Origin of the sequence: Streptomyces sp. NPDC005195 (genome assembly GCF_040608315.1) — a bacterium.
Classification (GTDB): Bacteria; Actinomycetota; Actinomycetes; order Streptomycetales; family Streptomycetaceae; genus Streptomyces; species Streptomyces kaempferi.
In genome coordinates this window covers 18,840-42,689 of sequence record NZ_JBEXHZ010000045.1, presented here as the reverse complement: position 1 = coordinate 42,689, position 23,850 = coordinate 18,840, and the positions used below count along the sequence as shown (strand labels likewise).

The 23,850-nt window shown below is 70.9% G+C and carries 15 protein-coding genes and 1 pseudogene; 8 read left to right on the top strand and 8 right to left on the bottom strand.

What is annotated here, in order from left to right:
• Positions 1–398: 398 nt before the first annotated feature.
• Both ABZV34_RS30085 and ptsP read left to right on the top strand, forming a co-directional pair.
• The gene (locus ABZV34_RS30085) at positions 399–848 is read left to right on the top strand and encodes a PTS glucose transporter subunit IIA (RefSeq protein WP_356283426.1); all 450 of its coding nucleotides are present in this window, start codon (positions 399–401) and stop codon (positions 846–848) included.
• 77 nt (positions 849–925) lie between these two features.
• The gene (ptsP, locus tag ABZV34_RS30080) at positions 926–2,596 is read left to right on the top strand and encodes a phosphoenolpyruvate--protein phosphotransferase (protein ID WP_356283423.1); all 1,671 of its coding nucleotides are present in this window, start codon (positions 926–928) and stop codon (positions 2,594–2,596) included.
• A 71-nt stretch (positions 2,597–2,667) separates the two neighbouring features.
• On the opposite strand, the gene ABZV34_RS30075 is transcribed toward ptsP, so the two are convergent.
• On the bottom strand, positions 2,668–3,561 hold the full coding sequence (locus tag ABZV34_RS30075; protein ID WP_356283422.1) for a hypothetical protein: 894 nt from the start codon (positions 3,559–3,561) through the stop codon (positions 2,668–2,670).
• A gap of 248 nt (positions 3,562–3,809) precedes the next feature.
• The gene (locus ABZV34_RS30070; RefSeq protein WP_356283419.1) at positions 3,810–5,777 is read right to left on the bottom strand and encodes an acetoacetate--CoA ligase; all 1,968 of its coding nucleotides are present in this window, start codon (positions 5,775–5,777) and stop codon (positions 3,810–3,812) included.
• A gap of 213 nt (positions 5,778–5,990) precedes the next feature.
• Between ABZV34_RS30070 and ABZV34_RS30065 the strand changes: the two genes are divergently transcribed.
• Complete coding sequence (locus ABZV34_RS30065) at positions 5,991–8,357, top strand: TIM-barrel domain-containing protein (protein WP_356283416.1); 2,367 nt, start codon at positions 5,991–5,993, stop codon at positions 8,355–8,357.
• Between the two features lie 28 nt (positions 8,358–8,385).
• Here the strand turns inward: ABZV34_RS30065 and ABZV34_RS30060 are convergent, their stop codons facing one another.
• Positions 8,386–8,919, bottom strand: a complete 534-nt coding sequence (locus ABZV34_RS30060; RefSeq protein ID WP_356283413.1) for an NUDIX domain-containing protein — start codon at positions 8,917–8,919, stop codon at positions 8,386–8,388.
• Positions 8,920–9,388: 469 nt separating this feature from the next.
• Between ABZV34_RS30060 and ABZV34_RS30055 the strand changes: the two genes are divergently transcribed.
• From ABZV34_RS30055 to glpK, 5 genes are all read left to right on the top strand, one after another.
• Positions 9,389–9,814, top strand: coding sequence for a zinc ribbon domain-containing protein (locus tag ABZV34_RS30055; protein ID WP_356283430.1), 426 nt, complete (start codon positions 9,389–9,391; stop codon positions 9,812–9,814).
• Positions 9,815–9,842: 28 nt separating this feature from the next.
• Positions 9,843–11,033 (top strand): lipid-transfer protein, encoded by a 1,191-nt coding sequence (locus ABZV34_RS30050; protein ID WP_356283410.1) that lies wholly within the window; start codon positions 9,843–9,845, stop codon positions 11,031–11,033.
• Between the two features lie 99 nt (positions 11,034–11,132).
• Complete coding sequence (locus tag ABZV34_RS30045; protein WP_356283407.1) at positions 11,133–12,764, top strand: GGDEF domain-containing protein; 1,632 nt, start codon at positions 11,133–11,135, stop codon at positions 12,762–12,764.
• Positions 12,765–13,246: 482 nt separating this feature from the next.
• A complete protein-coding gene (locus ABZV34_RS30040) occupies positions 13,247–13,987 on the top strand; it encodes an MIP/aquaporin family protein (protein ID WP_356283404.1) in 741 nt (246 codons plus the stop codon).
• A gap of 13 nt (positions 13,988–14,000) precedes the next feature.
• Positions 14,001–15,521, top strand: a complete 1,521-nt coding sequence (gene glpK / locus ABZV34_RS30035; protein ID WP_356283401.1) for a glycerol kinase GlpK — start codon at positions 14,001–14,003, stop codon at positions 15,519–15,521.
• Positions 15,522–15,642: 121 nt separating this feature from the next.
• On the opposite strand, the gene ABZV34_RS30030 is transcribed toward glpK, so the two are convergent.
• The 5 genes and pseudogenes from ABZV34_RS30030 to ABZV34_RS30010 all read right to left on the bottom strand — a co-directional run bounded on the left by ABZV34_RS30030 (position 15,643) and on the right by ABZV34_RS30010 (position 23,620).
• Positions 15,643–16,248: an ATP/GTP-binding protein gene (locus ABZV34_RS30030; protein ID WP_356283398.1), complete on the bottom strand. Its 606-nt coding sequence runs from the start codon at positions 16,246–16,248 to the stop codon at positions 15,643–15,645.
• Positions 16,229–19,862, bottom strand: a pseudogene (locus tag ABZV34_RS30025) (hydantoinase B/oxoprolinase family protein). The gene ABZV34_RS30030 and the pseudogene ABZV34_RS30025 overlap by 20 nt, the downstream one beginning before the upstream one ends.
• Before the next feature lie 24 nt (positions 19,863–19,886).
• Entirely contained in the window at positions 19,887–20,282 is a 396-nt protein-coding gene (locus ABZV34_RS30020) for a DUF742 domain-containing protein (RefSeq protein ID WP_356283395.1), read from the bottom strand.
• 9 nt (positions 20,283–20,291) lie between these two features.
• Positions 20,292–20,732: a roadblock/LC7 domain-containing protein gene (locus ABZV34_RS30015; protein ID WP_356283392.1), complete on the bottom strand. Its 441-nt coding sequence runs from the start codon at positions 20,730–20,732 to the stop codon at positions 20,292–20,294.
• On the bottom strand, positions 20,729–23,620 hold the full coding sequence (locus tag ABZV34_RS30010) for a nitrate- and nitrite sensing domain-containing protein (protein ID WP_356283389.1): 2,892 nt from the start codon (positions 23,618–23,620) through the stop codon (positions 20,729–20,731). The genes ABZV34_RS30015 and ABZV34_RS30010 overlap by 4 nt, the downstream gene beginning before the upstream one ends.
• Positions 23,621–23,850: the final 230 nt, after the last annotated feature.

Sequence of the window (23,850 nt, the reverse complement as noted above, 5' to 3'; positions counted from 1 at the left end):
CCGACTCTATCAGACCGTTTCCGTATCCGATTTCCTCGGCGCTTTCCAGGTTTCCGCTTTCGCGTTTCCCTTTCCGGCGGTTCCGACTTTATCAGTGATTTTCCGTCTCTCTGACCACCCTCCTGCAGACATACAGAAGGAGACCCCGAGATAGGATCTGACAAGTTGGGTGCTGCCAGGCAACGACGCTTGGATGCGCCGCTCAGCCTCAAGCAGGAGTACGACTGTACAGGGGGCCTCGGAGCGGGCGCAAATCGTTTGCGCCGTGCTCTACGTCTGTCAACCGGAACCTCTCGTGCAGAACCGGCACTTCATATGACATACCCTGCTCGAACAGTGCGCCGTCCCGGACAGACAGTGACGGCCCCTCATGAATCTCCACCCTTGGGAGGCTTCCCATGACCACCGTTACGTCCCCTCTTGCAGGACGCGCCATCGGACTCGCCGCGGTACCGGATCCCGTCTTCTCCGGCGCGATGGTCGGCCCCGGCACGGCGATCGATCCCGTGCGTGAGCCCTCGGAGGCTGTCGCTCCCGTTGACGGAGTAATCGTCTCCCTCCACCCCCACGCCTTCGTCGTCGTCGACGAACAGGGTCACGGCGTGCTCACGCACCTGGGCATCGACACCGTGCAGCTCAACGGCGAGGGCTTCGAGCTGCTCGTCAACAAGGGAGACACCGTCACGCGCGGCCAGGCCGTGTTGCGCTGGAACCCGGCTGCCGTGGAACAGGCCGGCAAGTCGCCGATCTGCCCGGTCGTGGCACTCGAGGCAACGGCCGACTCCCTCTCCGACGTCCGCGAGGACGGCGACGTGAAGTCCGGCGACACCCTCTTCGCCTGGCAGTGACCTCCGTGCAGTCCTCGACGGCACATCGCATGACCACCGCGGCGGCGGGACCCGCCGCACTATCGGAGACGGGTGAGATGGAGACAACGCTGCGAGGCGTCGGCGTGAGCCACGGTGTGGCGATCGGCGAGGTTCGGCACATGGGAACGGCGGTCCTCGAACCGCCTGCCAAGCAGATCCCGGCGGAGGACGCGGAGCGCGAACAAGGGCGCGCCCGCAAGGCCGTCGAGGCGGTGGCGGCCGACTTGATCGCGCGCGGCAATCTGGCCGGCGGCGAGGCCCAGCACGTGCTCGAGGCGCAGGCCATGATGGCCCAGGACCCCGAGTTGATGGCCGACGTGGACCGGCGTATCGCCGTCGGCAGCACGGCGGAGCGCGCGGTCTACGACGCGTTCGCCTCGTACCGGGCTCTGTTGGCGGGTGCGGGTGAGTACCTCGCCGGCCGTGTGGCCGACCTCGACGACGTGCGGAACCGTATCGTCGCCCGGCTGCTCGGCGTACCCATGCCGGGTGTCCCGGACAGTGACGAGCCCTACGTTCTCATCGCCCGTGACCTCGCCCCCGCGGACACGGCGCTGCTCGACCCCACCCTCGTGCTCGGCTTCGTCACCGAGGAGGGCGGGCCGACCAGCCACAGCGCGATCCTGGCGCGGGCGCTCGGCGTACCCGCCGTGGTCGCGCTGCCCGGTGCCGGCGAACTCGCCGAGGGCACCGTGATCGCCGTGGACGGCAGCACCGGTGAGATCTTCGTGGAGCCGAGCGCCGAGAAGAAGGCACAACTGCGAGCCGCGGCCGCGGAGCGCAGGGCGGCACTGTCCGTCTCGACCGGTCCCGGCGCCACCTCCGACGGGCACAAGGTGCCGCTGCTGGCCAACGTCGGTGGCCCGTCCGACGTGCCGGCCGCTGTGGAGGCCGGAGCCGAAGGTGTCGGTCTGTTCCGTACCGAGTTCCTCTTCCTGGACGACAGCAAGCAGGCGCCCTCGGAGGAGAAGCAGGTCGAGGCGTACCGGCAGGTGCTCGAGGCGTTCCCCGAGGGACGCGTCGTGGTGCGTGTGCTGGACGCGGGCGCGGACAAGCCGCTCGAGTTCCTGACTCCGGCCGACGAGCCGAACCCGGCGCTGGGTGTGCGGGGTCTGCGTACGCTGCTCGACCACCCCGACGTGCTGCGGACGCAGCTGACGGCGCTGGCGAAGGCTTCGGAAGGACTGCCGGTCCACCTCGAAGTGATGGCTCCGATGGTCGCGGACCGCATCGACGCCAAGGCGTTCGCCGACGCGTGCCGTGCCGCCGGACTACGGGCGAAGTTCGGCGCCATGGTGGAGATCCCGTCGGCCGCCCTGCGGGCGCGGTCGATCCTCCAGGAGGTCGAGTTCCTGTCCCTGGGCACGAACGACCTCGCGCAGTACACCTTCGCCGCGGACCGGCAGGTGGGCGCGGTGTCCCGGCTGCAGGACCCGTGGCAGCCCGCGTTGCTCGACCTGGTCGCGCTGTCCGCCGAGGCGGCGAAGGCCGAGGGCAAGAGCTGTGGCGTCTGCGGTGAGGCCGCGTCGGACCCGCTGCTCGCGTGTGTGCTGACGGGTCTGGGGATCACCTCCCTGTCGATGGGTGCCGCGTCGATCCCCTATGTCCGGGCGACGCTCGCCAAGTACACGCTCGCGCAGTGCGAACGTGCCGCCGCGGCCGCACGCGCCGCGGACACGGCCGAGGAGGCGCGCACGGCGGCTCAGGCGGTGCTCTCCGGCGAGTGACGCGGCTCCTCGCCGAGCGAGGGCCGCCCGCCGAGGGGCGCTCCACCCGCGGGTGGAGCGCCCCTTCGCCTTCAGTGGGTGTGATCTGTCGTCCCTCCTTCGGGTCCGAGGTCGGGCGGTACGCAGTAGTCGACGCCCGATTCCGGGGAGACGAGGTCGCCGGACGCTACATCGGTGCAGTAGGCGTCGAAGACCTCACCGGCGGTGAGGGGTTCCAGTCCGTCGGCGCGCAGGCGCCATCCGTAGACGCGGTCGGTCGTGCCGGGGGCGGTGGTGCGCATGACGAGGCCGCCTGCGCTACGGGTGGCGATGCCCAGAGCGAGGACCGTGGTGAATTCCAGGGCTTCCGCTTCGTCGAGGCGGGCGGTGCCCCCGGCGTCGTCGTGGGCCCGGAGCGCGGCGACGAGTGGTTCGGGTGCCGTCGAGACACTGCAGACGAGGTGGCGTTCGCCGGGATCCGCGGTGTCGAGGACCCGGGCGAGCAGGCGGGAGGCCCGCGCGAAGGACGCGCGTCCGATGTCCTCTCCGCAGGAGGCGCAGTCGCCGACGCGGGCCAGGAGTGTCGTCGCGTACTCCCAGGTCGCCTTGCGGACGGCTTCGTCGATCAGGTCCGGAACGAGGTCGGCGAGGGGCTGGCCCTGGTACGGAACGGTGGAGCCGGTGGCGGCCAGTTCGGCGGTGAAACGGGTGCGGCTGGCGGCGGCGTCGGGTTCCAGTCCGTTGTGGACGCAGAACTCCGCGTACTCCTCGGGGTCGAAGAGTGCCACCGTGGTGTGGCTGCCCTGGGCGGCGAGAGTCCGCAGCAGGGATTCCACCTGCTGGAGGTAGGCAGTGTGGTCGTCGAAGGTGAAGGTGCGGTAGCGCCGCATCGCCGTGAAGTCGTGGGCGTCGGTCAGCAGACCGATCGTGCCGGCGATTTCACGGCGCAGGACGCGTCGCATGGTCTGGTGTTCGGTGTGCGCCATTGTTTCCCCCTGTGCACAGTCGATCAATGCTCACTCACAGTAATCGACGGCACTGACAACGGCCCGCGGGCGAGGTGCTCGCAGACCGCTTTGTGAGAGAACAAGCAGGTCACAGGGGGTGGACGTGTCCGGGACGGTTCAGCCGTCGGCGGCGCTCGACCTTCGCGGTGACGGCGCGTGGATCGCTGCTGCGCCGGGCGGCCGGTGCGAGTCCGTGGCCGACCGGACGGGTCGGCCACGGGGGCTGGTCAGCCGCGCTTGCGCGCCAGGTCCTCGTAGAACCTCAGTAGTTCGACGTTGTCCACGGAGCCGACGTTGACCGCCTTGCCCAGTGGAGCGCCCTGCAGCAGGCGCTTGACCGGGACCTCGATGCGTTTGCCCGTGAGCGTGTGCGGGACGCCGGGGACCTCGATGACCTCGTCGGGGACATGGCGGGGGGAGAGCTGTTCGCGAATGGTCTGCTTGATGCGGTTGAGGAGCGCTTCGTCGAGTGCGGCTCCGGGGGCGAGGTGGACGAAGAGGGGCATCCAGTAACCGCCGTCGGGCTGTTCGACGCCGATGACGAGCGACTCCTTGATCTCGGGGAGGCGTTCGACGGCTTCGTAGATGTCGGCCGACCCCATGCGCACGCCCTGGCGGTTGAGCGTGGAGTCGGAGCGGCCATGGATGACCACGGAGTTCCGTGAGGTGACGGTGATCCAGTCGCCGTGACGCCACACTCCGGGATAGGTGTCGAAGTAACTGTCGTGGTAGCGGCTGCCGTCGGGGTCGTTCCAGAAACGGATGGGCATGGACGGCATCGGGTTGGTGACCACGAGTTCGCCGACTTCGTCGATGACGGGTTCGCCGCCGGCGTCCCAGGACTGGAGGTCGGTGCCGAGTCCCGCCGCCTGGAGCTCGCCGATGTACACCGGGAGGGTGGGCACGGCTCCCGCGAAGCAGGAGCACACGTCCGTCCCCCCGCTGACCGAGGCGATCCACAGGTCCTCGCCCACCTCGTCGTGCAGCCAGCGGAAGCCGTCGGGCGGCAGCGGCGAGCCGGTGGTCGCGACGCACCTCACGCGCGTGAGGTCGAAGTCGCGTGCGGGGTGCACCTCCGCCTTGCGGCACGCCATGACGTACGCGGCGGACGTACCGAACAGGGTCGCTCCCGTGCGTTCGGCGATGCGCCACTGGGCACCGGTGTCCGGGTAGCCGGGACTGCCGTCGTACAGGACGATCGTGGTGCCCGTGAGCAGGCCCGAGACGAGGAAGTTCCACATCATCCAGCCGGTGGACGTGTACCAGAAGAAGCGGTCCTCGGTGCTCAGGTCGCAGTGCAGCCCGAGCTGCTTGAGGTGCTCGACGAGGATCCCGCCCTGGGACTGGACGATCGCCTTGGGCAGCCCGGTCGTTCCCGACGAATAGAGCACCCACAAGGGGTGGTCGAACGGCACCGGTTCGAAGACCGGCTCCACATCGGCGGAGGTCAGCGTGGCCCAGTCCAGGGCGCCTTCGGGCGCCTCCGTGCCGAGCAGCGGGATGTGGACGACTGCGCGCAGGGTGGGCAGCTCGCCACGCAGTTCGGCGACCACGTCGCGGCGGTCGTGCTCCTTGCCGCCGTAGCGGTAGCCGTCGACCGTGAAGAGCACGACAGGTTCGACCTGCTGGAAGCGGTCGAGGACGCTGCGGGCTCCGAAGTCGGGGGCGCAGGAGGTCCACACCGCTCCCACGGCGGCCGTGGCGAGCAGGGCGACCACGGCCTGCGGAACGTTCGGGAGATAGCCGCTGACGCGGTCGCCCGGGGCTACGCCGAGGGCGCGCAGCTCGGCGGCCAGGGAGCCGACCTGGCGGCGCAGCTCGGACCAGCTCACGGGGGTCGGCTCGTGGGTCTCGTCGACGTACAGGAGCGCGGGTTCGTCCGCGCGGGTTCCGGCCGCGCGCAGGGCGTGCTCGGCGTAGTTGAGGGTCGCTCCGGGGAACCATTCGGCGCCGGGCATCGACCGGTCGCCGAGCACGCGGGTGTAGGGGGTCGAGAAGCCTACGTCGAACCACTCGGTGACGGCTTTCCAGAACGTGTCCAGCTCATCCACGGACCAGCGGTGCAGTGCCGCGTAGCCGCCGTGGGAGGGGGCTCCGTGGTGCTCGGCCGCCCAGGCCTGGAATTTCGTGATCTGTGCCTGAGCGATGCGCTCTGGAGCGGGCTGCCAGAGCGGTGAGGGGTTCGCGGTGGACATGGGGCGGCTCCCGGACTGTGCGCGTCGTGTGCGTCGGTCGCGCACGAGCTGGGGTGTGCGCGTCGCGCGGCTGACAGGGACGATGCCATGTGATCGACTTCAGCACCAGGGCAGGCCACACATAGTCGGCGACGTGAAGATGTGCCCTCACCACGGGTGAACGGAAGTTGAACGACTCACCCGTTCGATGGAGGCAATGGCAGGGTGAGCAGCATGGATGGTCGTGACCTGGTGCGTTCGGTGAAGGCGGTCGGTTCGACGGGGGCGGCCCAAGGGTTGCGGACCGTGCGTGCCGCATGGCGCAGGCGGCGTGCCGATGCCGTCGGGCTGCCGCGACGGGGGGCCGAGCGTGCACGGGTGCCGGGCCCGGTGCAGGCCGTGGAACCGGGGCCCGGCGGCGGTGTCGTCCGGTTCAGCCGGTCCGACCTGCGGATCATGGTTGCGGTGAGCGGCGCGGTGTTCTGGGGCTGGGACGGCGTCGGTCCGGAGCCGTCGTACGGGCTCGCCGGCCGTTGTCCGGAGCCGGACCCGCGGGCCGTCCTGGAGCCCGACAAGGACGGCGGGTGGCGGGTGGTGGCCGAACGGGTGACGGTCGTCGTCTCGCGGCACGGAGCCGTCGAGGTGCGCACTCCTGGTGGGGTGATCCTGCGCCGCGATCTGCCGCCCCGCTGGTGGGAGCCGGTCGACGGGGGCGGGGCGCGCTGGATGCAGCGTTCGGAGGTGGCCGCCGACGCCCGGTTCTTCGGTCTGGGCGGGCGGGCGGCGGGTCCCAGGCTGCGCGACGGCACGTACCGGTTGTGGAACACCGATCCGGGGCACGCTTTCGCGCCCGGCGACGACCCGCTGTACATCACCATGCCCGTGCAGATGGTGGTCGCCGACGCGGCCACCCATCTCGTGTTCCACGACTCCTCGTGGGACGGCACGGTGGCTCTGCGTGAGGGTGAGGAGGGCGCGGGCTCCGGACACGACCGGGCCGGAACCTGCGAGTTGCGGATGGACGGCGGGCCACTGCGCTGCTGGGTGATAGTGGGCACTCCCGCGCGCGTGCTGCACGCCTGGGTGTCGCTGGCCGGTGCCCCGGCGCTGCCGCCGGCCTGGGCGCTGGGGCACCATCACGCGCGCTGGGGCTTCGGAAGCGAGCAGGAGGTGCGGCGGATCGTCGCGGGCTACCAGGAGCGTGATCTGCCGCTCGACGCGGTCCATCTGGACATCGACCACTACGACGCGCACCAGGTGTTCACCGTCGACCGGGAGCGCTTCCCGAAACTGCCGGCGCTCGCCGGGGATCTGCGTCGTGACGGTATCCGGCTGGTGTCGATCGTCGACGCGGCCGTCAAGGCCGAGCCGGGCAACGCGGTGTACGACAGCGGCGTCACCGAGAACGCCTTCGTGGGGGATGCGTCGGGCCGGCCCGTACGCAGTGTGGTGTGGCCCGGGGACTCGGTCCATCCGGACTTCACGGACGCGCGCGTGCGGCAGTGGTGGGGCGGTCTCTACGAGGAGCGGCTCGCGCAGGGGTTCTCGGGGTTCTGGCACGACATGAACGAACCGACGTCGTTCACGGCCTTCGGGGAGTCGACGCTGCCGCGGTCGGCGCGGCACTCCCTGGAGGGGCGCGGGGGTGACCACCGTGAGGCGCACAACGTGTACGCCCTGGGGATGGCCCGGGCCGCGTACGAGAGTCTGCGCCACATGGTCCCCCTGGAGCGGCCGTTCCTCTTCTCGCGCTCGGGGTGGGCAGGAATGCAGCGCTACGGGGGGGCCTGGTCCGGGGACGTGGCCACCGGCTGGCCGGGGCTGCGGGCGTCGCTGTCGTTGGTGCTCGGGCTCGGTCTGTGCGGGGTTCCGTACTCGGGTCCTGACGTGGGCGGCTTCGACGGGAGTCCGTCGCCGGAGCTGTATCTGCGGTGGTTCCAGCTCGGCGCGTATCTCCCGCTGTTCCGTACGCACGCGAGTGTGCGGGCGGGGCGCCGGGAACCCTGGGAGTTCGGTGCCGACGTTCTGGAGCACGCGCGCGTGGCGCTCGTCGAGCGGCGGCGGCTGTTGCCGTACTTCGTGACGCTCGCGCATCTGGCGGCCCGTACCGGAGCACCGTATGTGCGTCCGGTGTGGTGGGGCGCGCCAGAGGACCGGGCGTTGCGCGACTGCGAGGACACCTTCCTGCTCGGCGACTGTCTCCTCGTGGCGCCGGTGCTCGACCACGGGGCGGACCGGCGTGCGGTCCAGCTGCCGCGGGGGCGCTGGTACGACACCGTCACCGAAGAGGCGTACGAGGGGCCGGCCCAGGTGCTGCTCGACGCCCCCTTGTCGCGGATTCCGGTCCTGGCGCGCGCGGGTGCCGTTCTGCCCGTCCGGGGCGACGACGGTGCCCTGGAGCTGGAGGTGTGGGCTCCCGCGCGCGGGCGGGTCGGTGGTGGCCTCGTGGTGCCCGATGAGGGCGACGGATGGGACGAGCCGGAGGTGGAACGCTATGTGACGCGCTGGGAGGGGGAGCACGTGGTCGTCCGGCGGGAGGGGGACAACGGCGCGAGCCGGCCGGAACGTCCCGTTCGGATGCGGGGGCTCGGGTCGCTCTGAAGGGCCCCGTGGGGCCCCAGGAGTCCCCTCAGTACCGTCCTTCGAACCACGCCCCGGCCGCCAGGGTGTGCAGCGGGAACGCGAGTTCGGCCGGTCTGCGCAGCAGATGCCAGCCCGCGGTCTCGTCCGTGGCGGCGGAGGCCGGCAGGTCGGCCGCCGGGCGCGCCGGGAGGAGGCCGAAGAGCAGCAGGTGGCCGGCGGGAGAGCTCATCGCGTCGGCGAGGCGCACCTCGCGGCCGGCGGCGTCGATGCCCGTCTCCTCCCTGAGTTCCCGGACGACGGCACGCCGCCAGTCCTCCCGGTCGTCGATGAAGCCTCCGGGCAACGCGATGCCCCCGCGCGCGGGGGCGATGGTCCGGGTGATGACGACCAGGGCGGTGCCCTCGGCGTCGTAGACGGGCTGCAGGGCCACCGCGACCGGCAAGGGGTTGCGGTAGGCGACGGCGCCACAGACCGCGCAGGTGCGGGGCCAGCCGGAGATGCCCTCTCCGTAGGGTGCTCCGCAACTCGAACAGTGCGAGTCCGGGGCGAAGTCGGCGTGTGGGTGCGGGGTTTCGGACACGCCGGGACTGTAGCCGATCACCCGGCGCCGGCTTCAGGCGCCTCCGTGCTCGGTCCGTATTCGGCCGCGGTGCCGCGTACGGCGGGGCCGTTCGGTGGTCGTCACGGGGCGGGTGGACCGGCTCGGCGGGCCGGGCGGCGACTCGTCGTTCACGGGGAGGCCGAAGGAGGTGTCCGGACAGGGCTCGGGCTTGTAGGTGCGGTGCCGGCGCTCCTCGGCGAGCTTGAGGAACCCGGGTCCTTCGAGAGCCGTGCCGAGCGCCCGGTTCGCCGCGGGCCTCAGAGCGTCGTTGCCGCGGGGGCGGCCGGAACCACCCCCGTGGGCCCCGGCCGCCCCTCCTGTACTCCGACGCCCCGGAGGCCTGCGTGGTTCTCTTCCGAAGCTGCCCATTTTCCGTTGCCCGTGGCACACTTCTGACGTTCCGTCAGATCCACGCCATGGAGGGGTCTTGTCGCGTACACGCACGCCTGTGGTCGCCGGATGGTTCGCCGGAGACGGGGACGGGTTCCATCTGCTCGGTACACGCTGCTCGGCGTGCGCCTCGGTCTTCTTCCCCCGCGAGGACGGCTTCTGTCGCAATCCCGGCTGCCCGGGCGGAGACCTGAACGAGGTCCCGCTCTCCCGGCGCGGTCGCATCTGGTCCTACACGGACAGCCGTTACCGGCCACCGTCACCGTATGTGACCGATCCGGAACTCTTGTGGGAGCCCTACGCGTTGATCGCTGTGGAGCTGGAATCCGAGCGGATCGTCGTACTCGGTCAGACGGTTCCCGGTGTCTCCACCGTCGATCTGGCGGTGGGCATGGAAGTGGAGGTCGTCCCCGGTGTGCTGAACGAGGACGAGGAAACGACGTGGACGACGTGGCACTGGCGGCCGACGGGGGTGACGGCATGAGGAGCATGCGGGACACGGGGGTGACGGCATGAGCGGCGAGGTGGCGGTGCTCGGCGCGGGCCTGCACCCGTGGGGCAAGTGGGGACGGGGTTTCGTCGCGTACGGGGTGGCGGCGGCCCGAGCGGCGCTGGCCGACGCGGAGGTCGACTGGCGGGACGTCGACTCGGTCGTGGGCGCGGACACCGTGCGCGGAGGCTATCCGGGACACGTGGCGGGCGCGACCTTCGCGAGGGCGCTCGGCTGGCAGGGAGCGCGGGTGACGAGCGTGTACGCGGCGTGCGCCTCGGGAGCGCAAGCCGTCGGCACCGCGCGGGCGCAGATCCTGTCGGGTCTCGCGGACCTGGTGCTCGTGGTGGGCGCGGACGCGGCGCCCAAGGGGTTCTTCCGTCCGGCGGGCGGGGAGCGGCCGGACGATCCCGACTGGTTGCGGTTCCGTGTCCTCGGCGCGACGAATCCGACGTACTTCGGGCTGTACGCCCGCAGGCGGATGGCCGTGCACGGAGACACCTTGGAGGACTTCGCGCAGGTCAAGGTGAAGAACGCCGCCTTCGGGGCGCTGAACCCGAACGCGCGGTACCGCAAGAGGGTCACCGCCGAGGAGGTGGCCGGCTCCGCGGTCGTCGCCGATCCGCTGCGGCTGCTCGACATCTGCGCGACCTCCGACGGCGGTGCCGCCCTGGTGCTGTCGAGCATGGAGTTCGCACGACGGCACGGGACGGCCGATCCCGTGCGGATCCGCGCGGTGTCGACGGTGACGCCGCGCTATCCCCACACCGTGCTGGATCTGCCGGACATCGCCACGGACTCCGCGGTCGCGGTGGAGCCCGCGGCAGACACCTTCCGCGCCTCGATCGCACGGGCGGCCTACGAGGAGGCGGGGATCGGCCCGGAGGATCTGTCGCTGGCCGAGGTGTACGACCTGTCCACGGCGCTGGAGTTGCAGTGGTACGAGGATCTCGGGCTGTGTACGGAGGGCGAGGCGGCGAAGTTGCTGCGGGAAGGGGCCACGGCGCTGGGCGGCCGGATACCGGTCAACGTCAGCGGAGGCCTGGCCTCCTTCGGCGAAGCCGTACCGGCACAGGCCATAGCCCAGGTGTGCGAGCTGACCTGGCAGCTGCGGGGCCACGCGGGCGACCGGCAGGTCAGGGGAGCACGCGTGGGGATCACCGCGAACCAAGGCCTGTTCGGACACGGATCGTCGGTGGTCGCCGTCCGCTGAGCCGGCAGACTTGCGCACTCTCTGTGACAAGTCGGGAATCCCGCGTGAACAGCTCGTGAATCGCGCCCGGGTGTGCGCGGACGGCGCCAGTATGCTTCCGTGCCCTCCTGGACGGATACTGTCCGCTTCGCCTTCCAGCCGGTCGTCAACCTGACGACCGGAGGGGTCGCGGCGCTGGAGATACTCGCCCGCCCGGAGGCCGGAGACATCCTCGCTCAGGCGCGTCGCGATCCCGAACTCGACGGCCGGCTGGCCGCGTTGGCGATCCAGTCGGCGGCCCGCAAAGGGACCCTGCTGCCGCTGCACGTCAACGTGTTCGCCGGGACCCCGGCCGATCTCGGCGGACTCGCGGCACTGCGCGAGGCGGTCCGCGCGGCCGGGCGGCTGCCGTGGGAGGTCACGGTCGACATCGGGCCTCCGTACACGCATGTGCCGCAGCATGCCCTGCTGGAGGCCGTCGCCACGCTGCGCGGCGACGGCTTCCGGATCTGCGCGGACGGTGTGGGCGACGGCGACGTACCGCTGCGCCTGCTCACGGATCTCGCACCCGACCTGGTGAAGCTCGACGTGTCCCTGCTGGCTCGCCCCGCGGCCGTGCGGGCGATGCGAACGCTGTGCGAACAGCTGGGCGCGCTGTTGTCCGTGGAGGGCGTCGAGACGGAGCTGCAGTGCGCGGCCGCGGTCTCGGCGGGCGCGCAACTGGCGCAGGGCGACCTGTTCGCGCCGCCCGCGCGGCTGCCCGCGGCGGACGTATACGTTCCGGCCCCCTCCCCCGGCGTCGCCCCCACACCCCCGTCCGGGCCTTCGGTGCTGCAGTTCGTGCGGCCCGCCGCGCTGCTGCCCGCGACGGCGTCCGCGGGACGGGTACGCGCGCTGCTCACCGGGTCGCCCGACGTGTCCGGGGTGCTGCTCGTGGACGCCGCGGGGATCCCGGTCCGCTCGGTGCACCGGTCACGATTCCTGTTGTCCATGTCGGGGCCCTACGGGCACGCGCTGTACGCCGACCGCCCGGCCGCCAAGCTCGGGGATCCGCCGCGCACGGTCGGCGTGGACGCCACCGCGTGGGAGGTCCTCGACGTGGTGGCGGACGGGGAACGGGACCGAACGTCCGACGACGTGGCGGTCGTCGACCGCTACGGGCGGTGTGTGGGGGTCGTACGCCTGGCCGATCTCGTACGAGCGCTCTCCGAGAGCCGGGTCGAGGAGGCGGCGGGGCTCAACCCGCTGACACGGCTGCCCGGTTCGGACGTGATCACCACGGAGGTGGACCGGCGGATCGCGCACGGCCGCGTGTTCGCGCTCAGCTGGCTCGATGTCGACCATTTCAAGCGGGTCAACGACGGAGCGGGGTTCGCGGCGGGCGACGAACTCATCCGCGCGGTCGGGCGGGCTCTGCAGCTCGCGGCGTCCGAGGCGACCCGGGTGGGGCACATCGGTGGGGACGACTTCCTGGTCCTGGCGGATCCGGACACGCTCGACCCACTGGCCAGTTCCGTGCTCGACGCGCCATGGTCGGCGGGCGGACAGCCCGTCACGCTGTCGCTGGCCACGATCCTGTGCGCGCCGGGAAGCGTGAGCGACCACCGACAGGCGGCCGCCTGTCTGGCGCCGCTGAAGCAGGCGGCGAAGTCACTGAGCGGGGCGAGCTGGGTTCTGGGGCGTGCGGGTCTGCCGGGCCATGAGGTCCGCCGCGGCTCGGGCGCGGCACAGGCGCAGGCGCAGGCGGGCTGAGCGGCAGGGTAGGTACCCACCGAGTCCCGTAGGTGGGTGTGGCGTCAGGAGACCGCGGGGACACGGGAGCCGCGTGGGGCGTGGAGACATGAGCGGAGACCTGAGGGGAGCCATGTGACGGGCGGTGCCCGGGGGCGCCCCGGGACGAGCGGGCCGGGAGGCCCGTGCCGCGTGTCGATCTTGGCTCGTTCACGGCCCTCAACCGTTCCCGTCGCCGACCTTGACGCCCCCTGGGCACCGGTGAACACTTCCGGGTGTCAGTCGGCATCGCCGCATTCGGGCGTCTCCAGGCACCGCGCCGCCCGGGTTCCCGACCTGTACCAAAGGCCGTCCCCCACGGGCGATTCCGCTGCGACGGCACGCTCGTCACGGACGCCGGGCGGGGCGCGGGACCTCCCTGCCCTCGGCTGAAGTGGCCATGGGAAACGCATCCTGCACGGTGGCCCGGGGCGGTCCGCTCCGGGCGAGGCCTAGGAGCCGCCATGAGCAACGGCGACATATTCGTCGGCGAGTTGATCGGCACTGCGATTCTGATTCTGTTCGGCGCGGGCGTCTGCGCCGCTGTCACACTCGACAAGTCCAAGGCGCGGGGCGCCGGCTGGGTCGTCATCGCCTTCGGATGGGGATTCGGCGTGCTCGCCGGCGCGTACACCGCCGCACCACTGTCCGGGGGACAACTCAACCCGGCCGTGACCATCGGTTTCGCCATCGAGGGCTCGACCAAGTGGGAGGACGTGCCCTTCTACGTCCTGGGGCAGTTCGCCGGCGCCGCCGTCGGCGCCACGCTCTGCTGGCTGCTCTACCTCGGCCAGTTCAACCTCAACGCGGACGAGGACAACGCCATCGAGACGCTGGGCATCTTCTCGACCCGGCCCGAGATCGACAACCCGGTGCAGAACCTCATCACCGAGACCATCGCCACCGCCGGCCTGATGCTGCCCATTCTGGCCATGGTCGGCGGCCACAAGCACGTGGCGGGGATCGGCGACGCGGGACTTCCGGTGCAGCTCATCGCGTTCCTCGTCGTCGGTATCGGCCTCTCGCTGGGCGGCCCCACGGGGTATGCCATCAACCCGGCCCGCGACCTGGGACCACGCCTCATCCACGCACTGCTGCCGATTCCCAACAAGGGCACCTCGCAGTGGAGCTACTCCTGGATCCCGGTGGTCGGCCCGATCGCGGGTGCCGCCATCGGGGCCGCGATCTACAACGCAGCCTTCTGACGAAGGGGACGTCATGACGGACAACGCCGAGAAGTACGTCGCCGCAATCGACCAGGGCACCACATCGAGCCGCTGCATCATCTTCGACCGGGGCGGCGCGATCGTCGCCGTCGACCAGCGCGAGCACCGCCAGATCTTCCCCAAGCCGGGATGGGTGGAACACGACGCCACCGAGATCTGGTCCAAGGTGCAGGCGGTGGTGGCCGGCGCGATCGCCAAAGCCGGCCTGCGCGCCGACCAACTGAGCGCGCTCGGCATCACCAACCAGCGCGAAACGACGGTCCTGTGGGACCGCGCCACCGGCAAGCCCGTGCACAACGCGATCGTCTGGCAGGACACCCGGACCTCCGCGCTCTGCCACGAACTGGGCGGCACGGACGGCCAGGACCGCTTCCGCGACCAGACCGGCCTGCCGCTGGCCAGCTACTTCTCCGGGCCCAAGGCCGCCTGGCTGCTGGACAACGTGCCGGGCCTGCGCGCGCGTGCCGAACGCGGCGAGATCGCCTTCGGCACCATCGACTCCTGGCTGATCTGGAACCTGACGGGCGGCACGAACGGCGGTCGGCACGTCACCGACGTCACCAACGCCGGGCGCACCATGCTGATGAACCTGGAGACCCTCCAGTGGGACCCGTCCATCCTCTCCGCGATGAACATCCCCGAAGCGGTGCTGCCCGAGATCAGGTCCTCCGCCGAGGTGTACGGCACCGCCGTGGGCCAGCTCGCGGGCGTCCCCGTGGCGTCGGCGCTCGGCGACCAGCAGGCGGCGGTCTTCGGGCAGACCTGCTACGACGTGGGGACGGCCAAGAACACGTACGGCACGGGCAGTTTCCTGCTGCTCAACACCGGGAACCGGCCCGTCCCCTCGAAGAACGGGCTGCTCACCACCATGGGGTACAAGATCGGTGGTGAGGCACCCGTCTACTGCCTCGAGGGGTCGATCGCGATCACCGGCGCCCTGGTGCAGTGGTTCCGCGACCAGCTCGGCATCATCCGCAGTGCCGACGAGATCGAGCCGTTGGCCGCGAGCGTCGAGGACAACGGCGGCGCCTACATCGTGCCCGCGTTCTCCGGCCTGTTCGCCCCGTACTGGCGCTCCGACGCCCGCGGTGTCGTCACCGGCCTCACCCGGTACGTCACCAAGGCCCACCTCGCCCGCGCGGTCCTGGAGGCGACGAGCTGGCAGACCCGGGAGGTCGTGGACGCCATGTTCCAGGACTCCGGGGTGCAGATCACCACCTTGAAGGTGGACGGCGGCATGACCAAGAACAACCTGCTGATGCAGCACCAGGCGGATGTCCTCGGCGTGCCGGTGATCCGCCCGAAGGTCTCCGAGACGACCTGCCTGGGAGCGGCCTACGCAGCTGGGCTCGCCACCGGCGTGTGGAACGACCTCGACGAGCTCAAGTCGCACTGGCAGAAGGACGTCGAGTGGGCACCGGCCATGGAGGCCTCCGTACGCGACCGCGAGTACCACAACTGGCGCAAGGCGGTGGAGAAGAGCTTCGGCTGGCACACGGACGACGTCGGCTGAGGACGCGCGCCACGCGCGCGTGGCCCGTGTGAGGCGTACGCGCGCGTGCGCGATCGCGGCCCGTACCCCGGTCGGCGGGGGTACGGGCCGTGTCCGCGACGCCCAGGGGCCCGGGCCCGGGTCAGGTCGTGACCGGTTCGCGTCGGGCGACCGTGGTCGCCAGCGCGTGCTGAACGACCTCGATGAGGACCTCCTTGGCCGACTCCCGGTCCCGTGCGTCACACAGGACGAGCGGCACGTCGTCGTCGAGGTCCAGGGCCTGACGCACCGCCTCGACCGGATGGCGGGCCACTCCTTCGAAGCAGTTGACCCCCATCACGAACGGAATGGAGCGCCGCTCGAAGTAGTCGACGGCGGCGAAGCAGTCCTCCAGCCGCCGGGTGTCGGCGAGCACGATCGCACCGAGCGAACCGGTGGCCAGTTCGTCCCACAGGAACCAGAAGCGGTCCTGTCCGGGCGTCCCGAAGAGGTACAGGACCAGGTCCTCGCGGAGCGTGATGCGGCCGAAGTCCATGGCGACGGTGGTGGTGTTCTTGCCCTCCACGCCGCTGGTGTCGTCCACGGGCCGGCCCACCTCGGTGAGCACCTCCTCGGTGCGCAGCGGCTTGATCTCGCTGACCGCGCCGACCAGGGTCGTCTTGCCCACGCCGAAGCCGCCGGCCACCAGGATCTTGAGCGTGACGGGCTCGACCGGAGGCTTGCCGCGCTCAGTACGCCCGAAGATCATCGATCTCTACTCCTGCTTGATGGGGGTTCGTGCGGCGGTGGGCCGTAGCCTCCGCCGCCGGGGGTTTCGATGACGAGTACGTCGCCGGGGCCGACATCCGTCGTAGCACTTCCGCCAAGTTCGGTGACCGTGCCGTCGGCGCGCTCCACCCGGCCCGCGCCGAGTGCCCCCGGCCCGCCGCCCGCCATGCCGTAGGGCGGCATCCGGCGGTGCTGGGAGAGCGTGGAGAGGGTCATCGGCTCGAGGAAACGGATCCGGCGCACGGCGCCGTCCCCGCCGTTCCAGCGTCCCCGGCCTCCGCTGCCGTGCCGGACCGCGAACTCGTCGAGCCGGACAGGCAGCCGCCATTCCAGCACCTCGGGGTCGGTGAGCCGCGAGTTGGTCATGTGGGTCTGCACGACGGAGGCGCCGGGGAAGCCGTCACCCGCGCCCGATCCGGAGGCCACGGTCTCGTAGTACTGATAGCGCTCATTGCCGAACGTCACGTTGTTCATCGTGCCGGAGCCCTCGGCCTGTACACCGAGGGCTCCGTACAGCGCTCCGGTGATCGCCTGGGAGGTCTCCACGTTGCCGGCGACCACGGCGGCCGGGGGCTCGGGGGCCAGCATCGAGCCGGGCGGCACCACGACGTTCAGGGGACGCAGACAGCCTTCGTTGAGCGGGATGTCGTCGTCGACCAGGGTGCGGAAGACGTACAGGACCGCGGCGTCGACCACGGAGAAGGGTGCGTTGAAGTTGCTGGTGAGCTGCGGGGACGTGCCCGTGAAGTCGATGGTCGCGGAGCGCTCGCGGCGGTCCACCCGCACACTGACCCGGATGACGGCTCCCGAGTCGGTCTCGTAGGCGAACTCGCCGTCCTCCAGGGCGTCGATGACGCGTCGCACGGCTTCCTCGGCATTGTCCTGCACATGGCGCATATAGGCCTGTACGACGTCGATCCCGAAGTTCTCGATCATGCGGGCGACTTCGTCCACGCCCTTCTGGTTGGCGGCGATCTGGGCGCGCAGGTCGGCGAGGTTGGTCTCCGGATCGCGCGAGGGGTAGGGCGCCTCGGTGAGCAGGGCCAGTGTCTCCGCCTCGCGGAACCGGCCGTTCTCGGTGAGCAGCCAGTTGTCGAAGAGGATGCCTTCCTCGTCGATGGTGCGGCTGTTCGCGGGCATGGAACCCGGCGCGATGCCGCCGATCTCGGCGTGGTGGCCGCGTGCGGCGACGTAGAAGAGGATCCGCTCACCCTCCGTGTCGAACACCGGGGTGATCACGGTGACGTCCGGCAGGTGGGTACCACCGTGGTACGGGTCGTTGACCGCGTACGTGTCGCCGGGCCGCATGCTGTCGCCGCGCCGCCGGAGGACCTCCTGCACGCTGGTGCCCATGGAGCCCAGGTGCACCGGGATGTGGGGTGCGTTGGCCACCAGGCTGCCGTCGGGGTCGAAGAGGGCGCAGGAGAAGTCCAGGCGCTCCTTGATGTTGACGGACTGGGCGGTGGACTCCAGACGGGCGCCCATCTGCTCGGCGATGGACATGAAGAGGTTGTTGAAGACCTCCAGGAGGACCGGGTCCGCTTCCGTGCCGAGATCGGAACTCTGCGTAATCGCCACGCGTTCCATGACCAGATGCCCGTCGTCGGTCACCGCGGCCCGCCAGCCGTCGTCGACGACGGTCGTCGCGCTGGACTCCGTGATGATCGCGGGTCCGGTGACGGTCTGCCCGGGGGGCAGTTGCTCGCGGCGGTGCAGGGGCACGTCGCGCCGGACACCCCCCGTGTGCAGGCTGACCGTCTCCGGCGCACCGGGGGCGGCCGAAGGGGTGACGAGGGCGGAGAGATCGGGGGGTTCGGTGAGACCGGTGGCTTCCACGGACAGGGCTTCCACGACGACCGGACGATCGAGGGTGAAGGAGTAGGTGGCGCGATGGAGTTCTTCGAAGGCCCGCGTCATGGTGTCGGGCCGCGTCAGCTCCACGGTGAGCGCCGTGTCCGTGCCGTCGTAGCGGAGCTGGGCGCGGCGGGTGACGCGGATGCGGTGCCCTGGCACGTCCTCGGCGAGAAGTTCGGCACGCGCCGCGCCCTCCAGGTCGTCGGCGGTCTTGAGAACGCCGGGCATCGAGGAGAGTTCCAGGGGGGCCTCCACGGACTGCTCGCGCATGGCCGTGGTGTCGGCGAGCCCGATGCCGAGGGCGGAGAGGACACCGGCCATGGGCGGGACGAGGACCGTGCGGATGCCGAGCGAGTCGGCCACCATGCACGCGTGCTGACCGCCCGCGCCGCCGAAGGTGGTGAGCGCGTACCGGGTGACGTCGTGGCCCTTCTGGACCGAGATCCGTTTGACGGCGTTGGCGATGTTGGCCACGGCGATCTGCAGGTATCCCTCCGCCACCTGCTCCGGGGTGCGGTCGTCGCCGGTCCTCTCGCGGATCTCGCGCGCGAGAGCGGCGAACCGGCCACGCACGAGGGCGTCGTCGAGTGCCTGGTCGCCCTCGGGGCCGAACACCTGGGGGAAGTACGCGGACTGGATGCGGCCGAGCACCACGTTGGCGTCGGTGACCGTGAGCGGGCCGCCGCCGCGGTAGGAGGCGGGGCCCGGAGTGGCGCCTGCCGAGTCGGGTCCCACGCGGTAGCGGGAGCCGTCGAAGTGGAGCACCGACCCGCCCCCGGCGGCGACGGTGTGGATGTCCAGCATGGGCGCGCGCAACCGGACCCCGGCGATCCGCGTGGTGAAGACGCGTTCGTACTCGCCCGCGAAGTGCGAGACGTCCGTGGAGGTGCCGCCCATGTCGAAGCCGATGACCCGGTCGAAGCCGGCGAGCTGCGACATCCGGGCCATGCCGACGATGCCGCCCGCGGGTCCGGACAGGACGGCGTCCTTGCCTCGGAACCGGCCGGCTTCGGTGAGCCCTCCATTGGACTGCATGAACATCAGCCGCACTCCGCGCAGTTCGTCGGCGACATGCTCGACGTAGCGGCGCAGCACCGGCGACAGGTACGCGTCGACGACCGCCGTGTCGCCCCGCGGGACCAGCCTCATCAACGGGCTGACCTCGCTGGAGAGCGAGATCTGCGGGAATCCGACCGTGGCCGCGAGTTCACCGACGGCCTGTTCGTGGGTGGGGTGGAGATGACTGTGCATGCAGACGACGGCGACGGCGCGGATGCCGGAGTCGTACGCCTCCTGGAGGGGCACGGCGAGGGCGTCGAGGTCGGGGGCGCGCAGGACGGTGCCGTCGGCGGCGATCCGCTCGTCGACCTCGACCACACGCTCGTACAGCAGCTCGGGCAGTTCGATGGCGCGGGCGAAGATGCGTGGGCGGTTCTGGTAGGCGATGCGCAGGGCGTCCCGGAAGCCCCGGGTGACGACGAGAAGGGTGCGTTCTCCCTTGCGTTCCAGGAGGGCGTTGGTGGCGACGGTGGTGCCCATGCGGACGGCGTCGACGGGCGTGTCCCGGGGATCCCGGCCGTCGACGCCGAGGAGTTCGCGTACGCCCGCCACCGCCGCGTCGGCGTACCGGGCGGGATGGTCGGACAGCAGTTTGTGCGTGAGCAGACGGCCGTCCGGGCGTCGCGCGACGATGTCGGTGAAGGTGCCGCCCCGGTCGACCCAGAACTGCCAGCCAGTCACTTATGTTCCCCGCTTCCGCCCAGCTCAGAGCGCTCGGAGGCCGTTGATCACGTCGCGCAGAATACTCTCGTCCGGCAGCTCGGCAGGGGGTACGGGACGTGTCACATGGACCATTTCCTCGTGCACGAGGTCACCGATCAGGACCCGTACCACTCCGACGGGCAGGTCGAGCTCGGCGGCGAGTTCGGCGACCGACTGGGGTGTGTCGCGGCAGAGTTCCACGATGTCCACGTGTTCCGGGGACAGGCTGTGGTCCGCTTCGGTGTCGTCCGCGTGGGGTTCGGCGACGACCACGGCGATCAGGTCGAGGCGATGCTGGGCCGGGCTGGTGGTGCGGCCGCGCGTCATGGCATAGGGCCGGACCACCGGTCCGGCGTCGTCGTCGAACCAGTGGCTTGTTCCCTGACCGTCTCCGCTCATGCCATCCCACTACCCGCCGGAGGGCAGATCGGTGCGCGGAGCGGCGGCCAGATGTGCGCCGACCCGCTTCACCAGGAGTGTCATTTCGTAGGCGACCTGCCCGACGTCGGAGTCGGCGTCCGAGAACACGGCGAGGCAGCTGCCGTCGCCGGCGGCCGTGACGAAGAGGAAGGCGTTCTCGAGTTCGACGACGGTCTGCCGGACGCCGCCCGCCTCGAAGTGCCGTCCGACCCCCTTGGCCAGGCTGTGGAAGCCGGAGGCGACGGCGGCCAGGTGCTCGCTGTCCTCCCGGGTCAGGTCCTTGGACGCCCCGGTGGGCAGGCCGTCGCCGGAGAGCACGATCGCCTTGCGGATACTGGCGACGCGGTCCACCAGATCGTCGAGGAGCCAGTTCAGCTCTCCCGACGCCGTGCCGGTCTCGGTGGGCTCTGTTGTCTTCGGCGCGGTCATCGGCCGTCCCCCTCTGTGGTTCCTGGTGCTGTGCCGTCCTGGGCCTGGTCGCCCACGGCGTTCTCCTCGCGGCCGCGCCGCCAGCCGCGCTGGAGCGAGGCCATCCGGTTGCGTACCTCTTCGGCGTCACGATCGGTGGGATCCGGCCCGCGGACGGCGCCGGCTCCCTCGCGCTCCCCGCGCCGCTCGGGGCCGTCCTTCAACTGCGGTGCCAGATGGGCCTGCCGGACGCGGCGGGGCAGGGGTGTCGTACCCGGTTGCGCCCCTTCGGCCGCGGTGTCGGGGCTCGGTCCGGTCCCGGCCGTACCCGGCGGGGAGGTGCGACGGGTGCGTCTGGGCAGCGCGGTGGCCGCCTGGCCGGGGCCGGGCGTCTCGGACCGCGGGCCCGGCAGGCCGGAACGCGGTGCCGCGCCCTGGGCGTGTTCGCCGTTGCGACGCGCGGAGGTGTCGGTGCGCTCGGCGCGCCGGACGGCCGACGGCTTGGCGCTCTCGTGCTCGGCCTTGCCGGCGACACCGAGCAGGTCCACCGGCTCCAGGCCCTTGGCCGGCTCCGGACGCTCGGCGGTCCGCTCGTCCGTCTCGCCGCTCCGCGGCCGTGTCCGGGTCACGGGACGACCGTGCGAGCTGACGAGTTTGGGGGACCCGCGCCGCGGCAGCGGCACCGGGGCGCCCGGACGGTCGTCACCGCTGCGGGCCGTCTCGTCCTGCCCCTCGCGGCCCGGCTGGTGGTGCTCGACCGGTCCGCCGGCGATGGAGCGGCGCGGCCCGAACAGACCGTCCTGTCCGGTGTCCTCGCCGAGGGCGTCCGGGAATCCGCCGAATGCGTTCAGCTCCACCGGCGCCTCCAGTTCGACCGGGCCATCCAGGATCGAGGCGGGCAGACCGGGGAGGCGCACCGGGACCTCGGACAGCGCCGTCTTGCGGTCCGCCTCGGCCTTGCCCTCCTTCGAGGGCAGCGTGCGGTCCAGACGGAAGCCGATGCCGTTGGTGTCCGGGACGTCGTCCGTGAGCAGCGCGTCGGGGAGGAAGACGATGGCGGTCGTGCCGCCGTACGGGGAGGGCTGGAGGGAGACGCGTACGTTCTGCCGCTGGGCGAGCCTGCTGACGACGAAAAGCCCGAGCCGGTCGGTGTCGGAGAGCTCGAACTCGGGGGTCTCGGCGAGCCGCAGATTGGCGTCGAGGAGTGCTTCGGCGGCCATACCGAGGCCGCGGTCGTGGATCTCCAGGGTGAAGCCGTTGGCGACGCGTTCGCCGATGACCTGCACGGCGGTGTGCGGGGGCGAGAACACCGTGGCGTTCTCCAGGAGTTCGGCCACGAGGTGGGTGATGTCGGCCACGGCCGGCCCGGTGACGGCGACGCGGGGCAGCCGGCGCACCTCGATGCGCTCGTAGTCCTCCACCTCGGCGACGGCGGCGCGGACGATGTCCATGAGCTGCACGGGCTTGCGCCACTGCCGGGAGGGCGCGGCGCCGGAGAGGATGACGAGCCCCTCGGCGTGCCGGCGCATGCGCGTGGTCAGGTGGTCCAGGCGGAACAGGTCGGCGAGTTCGTCGGTGTCCTCGGTCCTGCGTTCCATGGTGTCGAGGAGGGTGAGCTGTTTGTGGAGCAGGACCTGGCTGCGGCGAGCGAGGTTGACGAAGACCTCGGAGACACCGTCGCGGAGTTCGGACTGCTTGACCGCGGCCTCGACAGCGGCGCGCTGGAGGGTGTTGAGTGCCTGGCCGACCTCGCCGATCTCGTTCTTGTCGTACTCCAGGCGTGGTGCTTCGGTCTCGACGTCGACCTGTTCGCCCGCGGAGAGTCGGCGCATCACGCTGGGCAGCCGGACGCCGGAGGCCTCGTGGGCCTCCATACGCAGTCGGCCCAGGTCGCGAATGAGGCTCCGGCCGATGCGGACGGACAGGATGATCGAGACCAGCAGGGCGACGAGCCCGAGGACGCCCGCGATGGCCGCCTTGACGACGACTCCCGTGGCCACGGGCCGGATCCGGTGGTGGTAGCGGTCGGTCGCCCTGTTGTCGAGGTCGCCGAGCTCGTCGAGGACATGCCCGGCGGCCCGGTCCCAGCTCTTCGCGGTGACGCCGTGGGGGGAACCTGCCGGGGAGGTGACGACGGCTTGCTCGGCCACACGCAGGGGTGCCGTATCGGCGTTCTTCCAGTAGCTCTCGTAGCGCTCGCTCTCCGAGTCGGGCAGCAGCGGCAGGCTGACGTCGTAGAGCAGCGTGCGCTGGGCCACGAGATCGGAGATGTCACGGATGTCGTCACCGGTGACGCGGCCCGCGACCAGCGCGGAACCGAGAAGGGCGTCCTCGCGCGAGAGCAGCTCGCGGGCGATGTCGATGTTGACGAGGGCGCGGCCCTGCTTGTCCATCTCCACGTTGTCGACGAGGTGGAGGTTGGAGACCAGGGTGTAGCAGGGGTCGACGAGACGGTTGTAGAGGTCGAGTGCCTGGGCCCGGTCGACGGTGCCCTCCTCGACGCTGCGGCGCAGTGAGTCGATGCCGTCGAGGGCGTCCAGCATGATGGTGAGGCGCTCGGCTGTGTCCGCGCCCATCTGCTCGGCCATGCCGTCGCTCTTGGCATTCGCTCGGACTTTCGCCACGGCCCGGTCGGTGGCGGTCCGGCTGTGCCGCAGCGCCGCGAGCGCGTCGGACGCGCGGGGATCGGCGAGATAGACGAGGGTCTGGCGGCGCTCCTGCTGGAGGACGCCGACGGCGTCCTCGGACGGATAGCCGATCTTCTCGACGACGTCGGACACGTTGAACAACTGGTTCGCCTCGCGCCCGGTGATGACCGTCGCGAAGGCCCAGATACCCGTCAGGGAAAGGAGCGGCACGAGGAGCAGCGCCACGATCTTCCGGCGGATGGACTTCCCGCGAAAGCGCATGGCCTCCCCCAGCTCGGCCCCCTCCGGCCCGGGGGCACACCTGTGCGTCAACAAACGGCGTGAGCCTACTACTGACTCGCAGGTAACTCGAAGGGCTGTCCTGGCGGCCGCCCGGCGCGAAGGCCACGGAACCTCCGCGCTTCCGGGAACCGGAGATGGGCAGTTGTCCGTCCATTGGGGGAGATTGCCTCCCTGATTCCGGCACGCGTGAGCGAATCACATCGGACCGG